The 13062-nt window shown below is 71.0% G+C and carries 12 protein-coding genes and 1 tRNA gene; 6 read left to right on the forward strand and 7 right to left on the reverse strand.

Translation table 11 applies throughout. From position 1 onward, the window contains the following. The first annotated feature begins 2 nt into the window (after positions 1-2). Together nusB and ACFQGU_RS10825 are read left to right on the forward strand one after the other, a co-directional pair. Positions 3-413 carry a transcription antitermination factor NusB gene (nusB, locus tag ACFQGU_RS10820; RefSeq protein WP_386766526.1) on the forward strand — a complete coding sequence of 137 codons (411 nt, stop codon included), beginning with the start codon at positions 3-5 and terminating at the stop codon, positions 411-413. Between the two features lie 28 nt (positions 414-441). Continuing rightward, the gene (locus ACFQGU_RS10825) at positions 442-1788 is read left to right on the forward strand and encodes an MFS transporter (RefSeq protein ID WP_386766528.1); all 1347 of its coding nucleotides are present in this window, start codon (positions 442-444) and stop codon (positions 1786-1788) included. Between the two features lie 9 nt (positions 1789-1797). Here ACFQGU_RS10825 and ACFQGU_RS10830 read toward each other — a convergent pair. Further along, a tRNA-Leu gene (locus ACFQGU_RS10830) sits at positions 1798-1871 on the reverse strand. Positions 1872-1928: 57 nt separating this feature from the next. Between ACFQGU_RS10830 and ACFQGU_RS10835 the strand changes: the two genes are divergently transcribed. After that, entirely contained in the window at positions 1929-2525 is a 597-nt protein-coding gene (locus tag ACFQGU_RS10835; protein WP_386766530.1) for an ANTAR domain-containing response regulator, read from the forward strand. A 158-nt stretch (positions 2526-2683) separates the two neighbouring features. Continuing rightward, positions 2684-3970, forward strand: a complete 1287-nt coding sequence (locus ACFQGU_RS10840; RefSeq protein ID WP_386766532.1) for an ABC transporter substrate-binding protein — start codon at positions 2684-2686, stop codon at positions 3968-3970. Positions 3971-4142: 172 nt separating this feature from the next. Here the strand turns inward: ACFQGU_RS10840 and ACFQGU_RS10845 are convergent, their stop codons facing one another. The 5 genes from ACFQGU_RS10845 to ACFQGU_RS10865 all read right to left on the reverse strand — a co-directional run bounded on the left by ACFQGU_RS10845 (position 4143) and on the right by ACFQGU_RS10865 (position 9109). Continuing rightward, on the reverse strand, positions 4143-4988 hold the full coding sequence (locus ACFQGU_RS10845) for an ABC transporter ATP-binding protein (protein WP_386766534.1): 846 nt from the start codon (positions 4986-4988) through the stop codon (positions 4143-4145). Then, on the reverse strand, positions 4985-5908 hold the full coding sequence (locus ACFQGU_RS10850) for an ABC transporter ATP-binding protein (protein ID WP_386766536.1): 924 nt from the start codon (positions 5906-5908) through the stop codon (positions 4985-4987). The genes ACFQGU_RS10845 and ACFQGU_RS10850 overlap by 4 nt, the downstream gene beginning before the upstream one ends. Then, positions 5898-6881, reverse strand: coding sequence for a branched-chain amino acid ABC transporter permease (locus ACFQGU_RS10855; RefSeq protein WP_386766538.1), 984 nt, complete (start codon positions 6879-6881; stop codon positions 5898-5900). Before ACFQGU_RS10855 ends, ACFQGU_RS10850 begins: the two co-directional genes overlap by 11 nt. Positions 6882-6891: 10 nt before the next feature. Beyond that, positions 6892-8160 (reverse strand): branched-chain amino acid ABC transporter permease, encoded by a 1269-nt coding sequence (locus tag ACFQGU_RS10860; protein WP_386766539.1) that lies wholly within the window; start codon positions 8158-8160, stop codon positions 6892-6894. A gap of 202 nt (positions 8161-8362) precedes the next feature. Further along, a complete protein-coding gene (locus ACFQGU_RS10865) occupies positions 8363-9109 on the reverse strand; it encodes a DUF554 domain-containing protein (protein WP_386766540.1) in 747 nt (248 codons plus the stop codon). 203 nt (positions 9110-9312) lie between these two features. Here ACFQGU_RS10865 and ACFQGU_RS10870 point away from each other — a divergent pair, with 203 nt between their 5' ends. After that, the gene (locus tag ACFQGU_RS10870) at positions 9313-9927 is read left to right on the forward strand and encodes a GNAT family N-acetyltransferase (RefSeq protein ID WP_386766542.1); all 615 of its coding nucleotides are present in this window, start codon (positions 9313-9315) and stop codon (positions 9925-9927) included. Positions 9928-9939: 12 nt separating this feature from the next. Here the strand turns inward: ACFQGU_RS10870 and ACFQGU_RS10875 are convergent, their stop codons facing one another. After that, positions 9940-10350, reverse strand: coding sequence for a PaaI family thioesterase (locus ACFQGU_RS10875; protein WP_386766544.1), 411 nt, complete (start codon positions 10348-10350; stop codon positions 9940-9942). A gap of 23 nt (positions 10351-10373) precedes the next feature. On the opposite strand from ACFQGU_RS10875, the gene polA reads away from it, so the two are divergent. Further along, positions 10374-13061 carry a DNA polymerase I gene (polA, locus tag ACFQGU_RS10880; protein ID WP_386766546.1) on the forward strand — a complete coding sequence of 896 codons (2688 nt, stop codon included), beginning with the start codon at positions 10374-10376 and terminating at the stop codon, positions 13059-13061. Position 13062 lies beyond the last annotated feature (1 nt).

Here is a 13062-nt window from a genome sequence, read left to right on the forward strand (position 1 = left end):
AGGTGTCGGCACGGAGCAAGGCCCGCAAGAAGGCGCTCGACGTCCTGTACGAGGCGGAGGCCCGGGGCGTGTCCGCGGCCGACGTCCTCGACGCGACCACGGAGTCGGCGCCGCAGCCGCTCAACCCCTACACGGCCGAGCTCGTGTGGGGCGTGGTCGAGCACGCGGACCGCATCGACGACCTGCTGGCGACGTACAGCCTGGGCTGGACGCTCGACCGCATGCCGGCCGTCGACCGTAACCTGCTGCGCATCGGCACGTACGAGATCCTCTGGGGCGACGACGTCCCCGACGCCGTCGCGATCAACGAGGCCGTCGAGCTCGCCCGCTCGCTGTCGACCGACGAGTCGCCGACGTTCGTCAACGGGCTGCTCGCGCGCATCCTCTCGGTCAAGCCCAGCCTGGCCCTGTAGCTGCCCCGCGCGCGCTACGGTCGCGGGCGTGAGCAGCCGGCTGTCGACGTCGCAGAAGATCGGGTACGCCGCGGGCTCGGTGGGCACCGGCGGGTTCTCCACGGTGCCCGGGCTGCTGCTGCTCTACTACCTGACCGACGAGCTGGGTGTGGCTGCGGCCGCAGCCGGGCTCGTCGTGCTGCTGCCCAAGGCCTGGGACGTCGTCCTCAACCCGTTCGTCGGGAGCTGGAGCGACCGCACGACCTCCCGGTGGGGGGCCCGCGTGCCCTGGATGATGCGCGGAGCCGTGCTGCTGCCGCTGGCGTTCGCCGCGATGTTCTGGGCGCCGGGTGGGCTCGCGGACGCGGGTGCCGCCCTCTGGGTCGCCGGCTGCTTCCTCCTCGCTGCCACCGGCTTCGCCTTCTTCCAGGTGCCGTACATCGCGCAGCCGGCGGAGCTGACGGACGACTACGCCGAGCGCACCTCGCTCATGACCTGGCGGATCGCCCTCCTCACCCTCGCGATCCTGGTCTTCGGCGCGGGGGCGCCCGGGCTGGTGAAGGCGGGCGGCGACGGGCTCGCGGGCTACCGCCTCATGGGCGTCGTCTGCGGCACGCTCTTCCTCATCGGGTTCGGCGTCGCGATCCTCGCCACCCGCAACCTGCCGACCGTCCTGCGGGCCGAGCCCTCGGGCGGCCTCGGCGAGCAGCTGCGGGCCGTGGCGGAGAACCGTGACTTCCGCGTGCTGTTCGCGGCCTTCGTGATCCAGGCGCTCGGCACCTCGACCGCTCTTGCGGGGGCGGCGTACGTGGCCGAGTACCTGCTGGGCGCGAAGGGCATGACCACGGTCCTGTTCGTAGCCCTGGTGGCGCCGGCGATCCTGCTCGTCCCGGTCTGGCGGATCTTCGCGGCCCGGCGCGGCAAGCAGGCGGGCTTCCGGTGGGCGACCGTGCTGTTCCTCGTCGGTGCTGTCGTGATGGCCTTCGCCGGACGGGTGCCGACGTGGTTCCTGCTCGTCGGCGTGGCCGTGGCCGGCACGGGGTACGCCGGTCAGCAGCTGTTCCCCCTGGCCATGCTCCCGGACACGATCCAGGCCGACGCCCTGCGCACGGGACGGCTCCGGTCGGGCGTGTTCACCGGGGTGTGGACTGCGGGGGAGACGCTCGGGTTCGCGCTCGGCCCGTTCCTCTTCGCCATGGTGCTCGCGCTCGGCGGGTTCGTGGCGACGACCTCGGGCGTGAGCGTGGACCAGCCGCAGAGCGCCCTCACCGCGATCGCCCTGGGCTTCGGCGCGCTCCCGGCGCTGCTCATGCTCACCAGCCTGCCGGTGCTGCGGCGCTACTCCCTGACCGAGGCGTCGCTCGCCGACCTCGCCGCGCAGCCGGGCGCACGCTGACCCGGTCGGTGCCCCGAGTGGGATTCGAACCCACACTGGATGGTGTTTGAGACCACTGCCTCTGCCGGTTGGGCTATCGGGGCGACGGTCGCCCAGCGTACCGGGCGGGGCTGCGCCGTCCGGTTCCGTAGGGTGTGCCCGTGACGTCGAACGAGACCCCGCTGCGCATCGTCGTGGCCGAGGACGAGGCACTGATCCGGCTCGACCTGGTGGAGATGCTCGGCGAGGAGGGCTACGAGGTCGTGGGGGAGGCAGGCGACGGCGAGACCGCCGTCCGCCTGGCCGAGGAGCTGCGGCCCGACGTCGTGATGCTCGACGTGAAGATGCCCGTCCTCGACGGAATCAGCGCAGCGGAGCGCATCGCGAGCCAGCGCATCGCCCCGGTGGTCATGCTGACGGCGTTCGCGCAGCGCGAGCTCGTCGAGCGGGCGCGGGACGCCGGGGCCATGGCGTACCTCGTGAAGCCCTTCACGCAGGGCGACCTGGTGCCGGCCATCGAGCTCGCGGTCAGCCGCTACGCCGAGATCGTGACCCTCGAGGCGGAGATCGCCGACCTCGGGGAGCGGTTCGAGACGCGCAAGCGCGTGGAACGTGCGAAATCGTTGCTGCAACAGGCGTACAAGCTCTCCGAGTCGGACGCGTTCCGGTGGCTGCAGAAGTCCGCGATGGACCGGCGGCTCAGCATGCGCGAGGTCGCGGACGTCGTGATCCGCGAGGTGGGCGAGACCGGAACGTGAGTGATGGGCCCCGATTCGGTCCGTTAGGTCACGAATGAGCAACGAGGCAGCGACGGACGCGTCCCAGGTCATGCGCGCGTAACAGCCCTCGACTACGTTTCCCCCACCCCCACACCCGTGCGGTCACGCCCGGGTGCCATGGAAGAAGGAGACACTTCATGACCCGACCCACCCTGGTGCGGTCGCTCGCGGTCGCAGGCGCCTCGGCGCTCCTGCTCGCCGCCTGTGGCAGCAGCGGCGGCGGCGACACCTCGTCGAGCGCGCCGGCCCCGAGCGAGAGCTCGACCCTGCCCGCGGGCGACGGCACGCTGACCGTTGGCACCGTGCTCCCGCAGACTGGTTCGCTCGCCTTCCTCGGCCCGCCCGAGTTCGCTGGTGTCGACCTGGCCCTCAAGGAGATCAACGACGCGGGCGGCGTTCTCGGCAAGCCCGTCGTCAAGATCGAGGGTGACTCGGGCGACACGTCGACCAACATCGCGTCGGCGACCGTCGACTCGGGCCTCGCCAAGGGCGTCGATGCCTTCATCGGTGCGGCGTCGTCCTCGGTGTCGCTCACGATCATCGACAAGATCACCTCGGCCGGCGCCCTGCAGATGTCGCCCGCCAACACCTCGATCGCGCTGACGACCTACGCGGACAAGGGCCTCTACTGGCGCACCGCGCCGCCGGACACGTTCCAGGGCGCAGTCCTCGGCCAGCTCGTCTCCGGCGACGGCTACAAGACCGCCGCCGTCCTGGCGCTGCAGGACGCGTACGGCGAGGGTCTCGCGAAGACCTTCACCGACGCGTTCGAGAGCGCCGGCAACACGATCGCCTTCAGCAAGATCTACGACCCGAAGGCGGCCGACTACGCAGCCGAGGTGACCGCGGTCAAGGCCGCCAAGCCCGAGGCCCTGGTCGTCATCGGCTTCGACGAGACCAAGAAGATCCTGCAGGAGCTCATCAAGCAGGGCATCGGCCCGGACAAGCTGCCGCTGTACCTCTGCGACGGCAACATGGGTAACGCTCTCGCCGAGGGTCTCCCGGCCGGCACGCTGAACGGCGCCAAGGGCACGATCCCGGGCTCGAAGGCCTCGGACGAGTTCCAGGCTGCGCTCAAGTCGATCAACCCCGACCTGATCGACTTCTCGTACGCCCCCGAGAGCTACGACGCGCTGAACCTCATCGCGCTCGCGGCCCAGGCTGCCGGGAACGACACCGGCGTCGGCATCGCCTCGCAGCTGCAGGCGGTCTCGGCCGGTGGCGAGAAGTGCACCAACTTCGGCGACTGCAAGAAGCTGCTCGACGAGGGCAAGGACATCGACTACGAAGGCCAGTCGGGTCCCTGCGACTTCGACGCCAACGGTGACCCGACCAAGGCCACCATGGGTATCTACCAGTTCGGTGCCGACGACAAGATCTCGGCTCTGGACTTCATCCCCGGCGACGTCCCCCCGTCGAGCTGACGCTCGTACGCTGAACGACCCCACGGCCCCCGGAGCGACGCTCCGGGGGCCGTGGGCTGTCCGGCCCCCGGAGGCGAGCGCCCCAGGACCGCCGCAGATCGGCCGGCGGAGTCCTGACGCGCAGGAGCCCCGGACCATGCGGTCCGGGGCTCCTGCGGCGTTCTCGGGGCTGCTAGGCCTTGGCCAGCGTGCCGAGGTAGAGCTGGATGACCTTGGGGTCGGTCGCGAGGTCGCGGCCGGTGCCGGTGTAGGCGTTGCGGCCCTGGTCGAGCACGTACCCGCGGTCGCAGATCTGCAGGCACCGACGGGCGTTCTGCTCGACCATGATCACGGTGACGCCGGTCTTGTTGATCTCCCTGACCCGGACGAAGACCTCGTCGGTGAGGGCGGGGGAGAGGCCGGCCGACGGCTCGTCCAGGAGCAGGACGGACGGGTTCATCATGAGCGCCCGGCCCATCGCGACCATCTGGCGCTCACCGCCGGACAGCGAGCCCGCACGCTGCTTGCGCCGGTCGCCCAGGGTGGGGAAGAGGTTCGTGACGAAGTCGAACCGCTCGGTGAAGTTCGTGGGCGCCTGGTAGGCCCCCATCTGGAGGTTCTCCTCGATCGTGAGCGAGGGGAACACGTTGTTCGACTGCGGGACGAAACCGATGCCGCGCTTGACCAGCTGGTCGGCGCGCATGTTGGTGATCTCCTCGCCGCGCAGCGTCACAGCGCCCTCGCGGATCCGTACCAGGCCGAACAGGGCCTTGAGCAGGGTCGACTTGCCGGCCCCGTTCGGGCCGATGATGCCGACCAGCTCGCCCTCGTGGGCGTACAGGTCGGCGCCGTTGAGGATGTTCACGCCCGGCAGGTAGCCGGCGATGACGTCGTCCACGCGGACCAGGGCGCCCTCGGCCTCGGCCACGTGCGCCGTGCGGTCGATCGGCTGCGAGGGGTGCCCGTGGCCGTGGTGCTGCTCGGCGTCGATGTGCAGCTCGCGCTGGAACTCGCCCGGGTTGTCGGGGGTGACGCTCATGCCTGATCCTCCGTCCCGCCCGAGGCGGGCGCCTCCGAGGTGAACGCCTCGCCGCTGTCGGTGAGCGCCTGGTCGTGGTGCGCGCCGAGGTAGGCGTCGATGACCGCCGGGTCGGACATGACGGTGTCCGGCGGGCCCTCGGCGATGACCTGGCCCTGGCCCATGACGATGACCCAGTCGCTGATGTCGCGGACCATGTCCATGTCGTGCTCCACGAACAGCACGGTCATGCCCTGCTCGCGCAGGTCCTTGATGTGGCCGAGCAGCGACTGCGTCAGCGCCGGGTTCACGCCCGCCATCGGCTCGTCGAGCATGACCATCTCGGGGCCGACCATGAGGGCGCGCGCCATCTCGAGCAGCTTGCGCTGGCCGCCGGACATCTCGCCGGCGAAGTCCTCACGCTTGGCGTCGAGCTTGAACCGGGCGAGGAGCTCGTCGGCACGCTCGGTGTTCTTCTTCTCCTGGGCGGACCAGAGGAACGGGAACAGCGCCCGGAAGAAGCTCTCGCCCTTCTGACCGGTGGCACCGAGACGCATGTTCTCGATGACCGTGAGCTTGGAGAGGGCCTTGGTCAGCTGGAACGTGCGGACCATGCCCATGCGGGCGACCTTGTGCGGCGGCACGCCCTTCAGGCTCGTGCCGTTGAACGACCACTCGCCCTCGTTCGGCTGGTCGAACCCGGTGAGCAGGTTGAAGAACGTCGTCTTGCCGGCGCCGTTCGGGCCGATGAGGGCCGTGATGGCGCCGCGCTGGATCTCGACGTGCTCGACGTTGACGGCGGTCAGGCCGCCGAAGCGCCGCGTGATGCCGTCGACCACGACGATGGCGTCGGGCTTCGGGGAGCCTGGACGGTTCTCGGCGCCGGCGAGCGCGGCGACCGCCGCCTCCTTGCGGCTTCCGTAGGTGGTGTCAGCGGGCATCGAGCGCCAGCTCCTTCCGGTCGCCGAAGATTCCCTGTGGTCGGAAGATCATGAGCATCATCAGGCCGAGACCGACGAGCATGAAGCGGATCTGGCCCACCTGGGTCGTGGTGATGAACGTGATGACGCCCTTGGACACGGCCTCGTTGAGCGACTCGCCCACGAACACCAGCAGACCCCAGAAGATCATCGCGCCGACGATGGGCCCGAAGACGCGGGCCGCACCACCGAGGATCAGGATCGTGTAGGCGTAGAACGTGAAGTCGGTCGAGAAGCTGTCCGGCTGCACGGACTGGAAGGCGATCGCCGAGACGAATCCGCCGAGCGAGCCGATGACGCCACCGAGGATGAGCGCCTGCATCTTGTAGCTGTAGACGTTCTTGCCGAGCGAGCGCACGGCGTCCTCGTCCTCGCGGATGCCCTTGAGCACGCGGCCCCAGGGGGAGCGCATGAGAGACCAGATGGCGAGCGACGACAGAGCGACGAGCATCCAGCCGACGGTGACGACCCAGATGTCGTTCTTGCTGAAGGTGATCGGGCCGAACGCCACCGGACCGGGGAACGGGTTGAGGTCGTAGAAGCTGTCCGCGAACCGGGTGATGCCGTCCGAGCCGCCGAACCACTCGCGCAACGTCACCGAGCGCACGAGCAGGCGGATGATCTCCGCTGCCGCGATGGTGACGATCGCGAGGTAGTCGGCCCGTAGCCGCAGTGTCGGTATGCCGAGGAGCAGCGCGAGGATCACCGACGCGATGAGGCCGACGACCAGGCCGACCCAGAGGCTCCACCCCATGTTCGCGACGCTGACCGCGAGGCCGTACGCCGCGACCGCGAGGAAGCCCGCCTGGCCGAAGTTCAGGAGACCTGTGTAGCCGAAGTGCACGTTGAGACCGACCGCTGCGAGGCAGTAGATGACGGCGGAGACGCCGATCGCCTGCGTCAGGGTCTGGCTGAAGATCGAGTTCCAGTCCATGACGACTCCCTCACCCGATCCGCTCGCGTCGCCCGAGCAGGCCCTGGGGCCGCACGAGCAGGATGACAATCAGGATGACCAGCGCGCCCACGCTCTTCAGCTCCGGCGGGATGATCAGCGTCGAGAGCTGGATGAGCAGGCCGACGATGATCGAGCCGAGCAGCGCGCCGAACGCGGTACCGAGCCCGCCGACCGTGACGGCCGCGAAGATGAGCAGCAGGATCTGCTGGCCCATGTTCCACGAGACGCCCGAGGTCAGGCCGACGAGGATGCCCGCGAGCGCCGCGAGGGTGGCGCCGAGGATCCACACCGTGTTGATCACGCGCTCGACGTCGATGCCGGACGCCGACGCGAGGGCCGGGTTGTCCGAGACCGCGCGGCTCGCCTTGCCCATGCGGGTCCGCAGCAGCCAGTGGATCGTCGCGAGGATCGCGATGATCGCCGCGAGCGCGCCGATGATCGCCTTCGGCGTGATCGACAGCGGGCCGAGCTGATAGCCCGCCTGGGCGCTGTACTCCGGGAACTGCTGGGTGCCTCCGCCGAAGAAGAACAGGAAGAGGTAGCGGACGAAGATCGCGAGGCCGATCGACACGACCAGCATGGCGATGAGCCCTGTGCCGCGTCGGCGCAGCTGCTTCCACAGGATCTTGTCCTGCAGGGCGCCGAGGACGGCGCACGTGATGAGCGCGAGCAGGGCGGAGAGGATGAACGGGATGCTGAGGACGGCCGAGTAGAAGTACGCCGCCAGCGCCCCGACCGTGACCATCTCGCCGTGGGCGAAGTTGGTGAGGCCGGTGGTGCCGTAGATCAGCGACAGGCCGACCGCGGCGAGGGCCAGGATCAGGCCCAGCAGGAGGCCGTCGACCGTGAGCTGCACGGCCTGCACGGCCTTGGAGGTGGTCTCCACCGTCGACTCACCGGTGGGGAACTGGATCCGCACCTTGCCGAGGAAGGCGTTCACCGTGCGGGTGTTGCCCGAGTCCGCCGTCAGCGCCACGCCGTCGGGGAGCGTCGCCTCGTCGAGCACGACGGTGTAGGTGCCCGACTTGGGGGTCTTGATCTCCCAGGCCCCGGCGGCGTCGGTGGTGGCCGTGCCCGAGAAGCCGGAGTCGTTGGTGGCGCTGATCTTCACGCCGGCGACACCCTTGTCGTTCGAGGTCACCGTGCCGAACAGCACGGGCCCGGACGTCGCGGCCGAGGCCGGTCCGGCCCCCCACCCCAGCATCAGGGTCACCGCAGCGAGCAGGGCGGCCAGCACAGCCGCAGCGCGTGCGCGCACTCGGTCCTCCTTCGAGCGGGAGGGCCGAGGCCCTCTCCGTGCCCGGGGGTATCCCGGGCAGCAGTGCCGTCCAGCGGACGGTCGCGCCGGAGCATAGCCATGTAAACGGCGTTGCGGGGCCCCCCTCGGCGGACCGTGTCGGCATCGTGCGCACATCGCGACCTTGCGAGCGGGGAGCCGTCACGTCGCGGACACGCGTCGGTCACATGAACGCTGCGACCGCCGCGGTCAGGAGCGGGGCGACCACGAGGGCCGGGAGCATGTCGGCGACCGGGACGTCGCGGATGCGGAGGAGCCGGAGGGCGACGCCGACCAGCAGCAGCCCCCCGGTGGCCGTGATGGCGGCGATCTGCGCGGCGGGCAGCAGGTCGCCGAGCGCCAGCCCCACCAGGGTCCAGAAGCCCTGGTAGGCGATCACGGCGAGGGCGGAGGCCGCCACGCCCCAGCCGAGGGCCGCGGCGAAGGCGATCGAGGCGAAGCCGTCGAGGGTGGCCTTGAGGGCGAGCTGCTCGATCCCGGTCCCGAGCCCGTCGGAGAGCGAGCCGAGGATGGCGAGGGGACCGACGCAGAACACCAGCGAGGCCGTCACGAACCCCTCCACGAACCGGTGGCTGCCCGGGGCGTCGTCGCCGCGCACGAGCCGGCGCCGCAGCCAGGCGCCGACGGCCTCGAGCCGCTGCTCGAGCCCGAGCAGCGACCCGACGACCGAGCCGACCAGCAGCGAGCCGAGCACGATGAGGACGGGTGCCCCGGTGCCTGTGGCCTCGCGCAGGGCGGGGTCCAGGACGGCGACGGCGGACAGTCCAGCCACCAGCAGGACCACGAGCCCGAGCCCGTCGGTGACCACCTGCCGGGTGCGCTCCGGCAGCCGGTCGCCGAGCGCGACCCCGATGCCCGAGCCGATCAGGATGGCCACGACGTTCACGAGCGTCCCGGTTCCGGGCGGCACGGCGGCTCCTCGCTCGACGGACGGATCCTGCGGTGGCGGCGCAGCGCCACGACCGGATCCGTGCCCGGGACCGCCCGGGTGATGCAGATTCTTGCGCGAAGCCCTTGCCGACCGTCGGGGCGGGGGACCTAGAGTGCTGGACGTGTGACGGGGGGTCACCAGCTGGCAGGGCCTCGGCCCGCGCCGCTCGCCCAGGAGGTGCTGTGGGTCGGTCACCCGTCGTGGTCCGTCCTCTCGCGGCCGCCGAGATCGACTCCCTCGCCCCGCTGTGGGCGGAGTTCCTGGACCAGGAGCAGGCGCCGGTGCCCGGCGGGGTGGACATCGCCGAGCGGGTCCGCGAGCGCATCCTGGCCTCCGACGGGTCCGTGCACGCGGGCCGCCGTCCCACCTACCGCGTCGTGGTGGCCGAGGTCGACGGAGGCCCGGTCGGATTCGCGTCGCTCTCCGTGGTCGACCGCGGCCTGCTGTCGTCGACGGGCGCCGTCGTCGTCGACGTCGTCCACGTGAGCAGCTCGTACCGCAAGCACGGCGTGGGCACCGCGCTGCTGCGCGAGGCCGCGGGCTTCGCCGACGAGGTGGCTGCCGGCGACGTGGTCGTCAACGTGCCGCCGTCGCAACGGGATGTGAACCGCTTCTTCGCGCGCTACGGCTTCGCGCCCATGGTGGTACGACGTTCCGCCCCGATCGGGCAGCTGCGCCGTCGGCTCGGGGTGGATCCGCGGCTCGACCCGCGCGACATCACGGTCGACCTGACCCCCGTGCAGCGGTCGCTGCGCCGACGGGTCCTGCTCACGCCGCGCCGCGCCGTGCGGCCCTGACGCGCTGATCGCTCAGGCGCCCGGGCGGTCCCGCAGCAGGCACGTGATGCGGGACGTGCAGAGCCTGCGGCCCGCGTCGTCCACGACCACCACCTCGTAGCTCGCCAGGGTGCGGCCGAGGGTGAGGGCGGTCGCCGTCCCCGTGACATGGCCGGAGGTCGCGCTCGCGTGGTGCGTGGCGTTGATCTCGATGCCCACCGGAACCTTCTCCGGCCCGCCGTGGATGGCTGCGGCGATCGATCCGAGGGTCTCGGCGAGCACCACGCTCGCGCCGCCGTGCAGGAGCCCGAAGGGCTGCCGGTTCCCGGCGACCGGCATGCGGGCCACCATCCGCTCGGCTCCCGCCTCGAGGATCTCGATCCCCATCGTCTCGGCGAGCTCGCCGAGCCCGAGCCGCCTCGCGAGCTCCACGTTGTCCGTCATGGGTCCACCCTAGGATCGACCGCATGACTGCGTCGTCGGGTCGGCCCCGCCTCCTGCTCCTCGACGGCCACTCCCTGGCCTACCGCGCGTTCTACGCGCTGCCGGTGGAGAACTTCTCGACCACGACCGGCCAGGCCACCAACGCGGTCTACGGCTTCACCTCGATGCTCATCAACGCGCTGCGCGACGAGCAGCCCACGCACCTCGCCGTCGCCTTCGACGTGTCCCGCCAGACCTTCCGCTCGGTGGAGTACCCCGAGTACAAGGCGACCCGCTCGGCCAGCCCGGACGAGTTCAAGGGTCAGGTGCCGCTCATCCGCGAGGTCCTCACGGCTCTCAACGTGCCGTACGTCGAGGTTGAGGGCTTCGAGGCCGACGACCTCATCGCGACGCTCACCACCCAGGCCGAGGCTGCCGGCTTCGACGTCCTCATCATCACGGGCGACCGCGACGCGTACCAGCTCGTCGACGAGCACGTCACCGTGCTCTACCCGAAGAAGGGCGTTAGCGACCTCGCGCGCATGACCCCCGAAGCGGTGCAGGACAAGTACGGCCTCAGCCCCGCTCAGTACCCCGACTACGCCGCGCTGCGGGGAGACCCGAGCGACAACCTCCCCTCGATCCCAGGCGTGGGGGAGAAGACCGCGGCGAAGTGGGTGCGCGAGTTCGGGTCGCTCGCCGAGCTCGTCGAGAGGGTTGACGAGGTGAAGGGCAAGGCGGGCGACTCCCTGCGTGCGGGCCTGTCCGACGTCGTCCGCAACCGCAGGCTGACCGAGCTGGTGCGCGATGTGCCGTTGCCGCTCGCACCGGCCGACCTGGAGCGCCGCAGCTTCGACCGCGACACCGTGCACGAGGTGTTCGACGCCCTGCAGTTCCGTGTCCTGCGCGAGCGGCTCTTCGCGCTGCACGGCGACGACGCCGCCCCCGCCGGCGCCGCCGAGGACGTCGAGGTGGCGGCCCCCGCCGCCGGCGGTCTCGGCACCTGGCTCGCCGAGCACGCGGCCGCAGGCGTCCGGGTCGGGCTCGTGCTCGACGGCACCTGGGGACGGGGCACGGGCGACGTCGAGTCGTTCGCGATCGCGTCACCCGACGGAGCCGTGGCCTGGTGGCCGGTGTCGGGGCTGCTGCCCGACGACGAGTCCGCACTGTCCGCGTGGCTCGCCGACCCCGCGCGCCCCAAGGCGATGCACGACGCCAAGGGGCCCGTGCTCGCGCTGCGCGCCCGCGGCCTCCCGCTGTCGGGGCTCACCTGCGACACCGCGCTGGCGGCTTACCTCGTGCTGCCGGGGCAGCGCAGCTTCGACCTGAGCGACCTCGTGCCGCGGTTCCTGAAGCGCGACCTCGCCGGGGCCGCGGCAGCAGGGTCCGACCAGCTGTCGTTCGACACTGATCCCGACGAGGCCCGCGCCGCGTCGATGGGGATGCAGGCCAAGGCCGTCCTCGACCTCGCGGGAGCGCTCGAGGACGAGCTCGAGGTACGGGGCGGCACGGCGCTGATGACCGACGTCGAGCTGCCGCTGCTGTCGGTGCTCGCCGACCTCGAGCAGGCGGGCATCGCGGTCGACCTCGACCACCTGCACGGTCTCGAGGACGAGTTCGCCGAGTCGATGCGGGGCGCCGAGGCCTCGGCGCACGAGCTCGCCGGCCGCCCCTTCAACCTCGGATCGCCCAAGCAGCTGCAGGAGATCCTGTTCGGCGAGCGCGGGCTCCCGACCACCAAGAAGATCAAGACCGGGTACACGACCGACGCCGACGCCCTGCAGTCGCTGTTCGCGCAGACGGGCGACCCGCTCCTCGAGCAGCTGCTGCGCTGGCGCGACGTCTCCAAGCTGCGCCAGACCGTCACGGGACTGCTGTCGTCGGTCTCGGACGACACCCGCATCCACACCACCTTCAACCAGATCGTGGCTGCCACCGGCCGGCTCTCGTCGCAGGACCCCAACCTGCAGAACATCCCGATCCGCACCGACGAGGGTCGCCGCATCCGCAGCGGCTTCGTCGTCGGGCCCGGGTACGAGTGCCTGCTCACCGCCGACTACAGCCAGATCGAGATGCGGCTCATGGCCCATCTGTCGGAGGACGCCGGCCTCATCGAGGCGTTCAACTCCGGCGAGGACCTGCACAACTACGTCGCGTCGCGCGTGTTCGGCGTCGCGCCGTCCGAGGTGGACGCCTCCCAGCGCAGCAAGATCAAGGCCATGTCCTACGGCCTCGCGTACGGGCTGTCGCCGTTCGGTCTCTCGCAGCAGCTCGGCATCACCCCGGGCGAGGCGAGCGGCCTCATGGACGAGTACTTCGAGCGCTTCGGCGGGGTGCGCGACTACCTCCGCGAGGTGGTCGACCGCGCGCGGGGCACGGGCTACACCGAGACGATGCTCGGCCGGCGCCGCTACCTGCCGGACCTCACCTCCGACGTCCGGCAGCGGCGCGAGATGGCCGAGCGGATGGCGCTCAACGCGCCGATCCAGGGTTCGGCCGCCGACATCGTCAAGGTCGCGATGCTGCGCGTCGACTCCGCGATCCGGGCGCGGGGCCTCGCGTCGCGCATGCTGCTGCAGGTGCACGACGAGCTCGTGCTCGAGGTCGCGCCGGGCGAGCTCGACGCCGTGCGCGAGGTGGTCACCGAGGGCATGGGCGGTGCCGTGCCGCTGACGGTGCCGCTCGACGTCTCGGTCGGCGTGGGACGCACCTGGGAGGACGCGGGCCACTGAC

The organism is Longivirga aurantiaca (genome assembly GCF_042660085.1).
Taxonomy (GTDB): Bacteria; Actinomycetota; Actinomycetes; order S36-B12; family CAIYMF01; genus Longivirga; species Longivirga aurantiaca.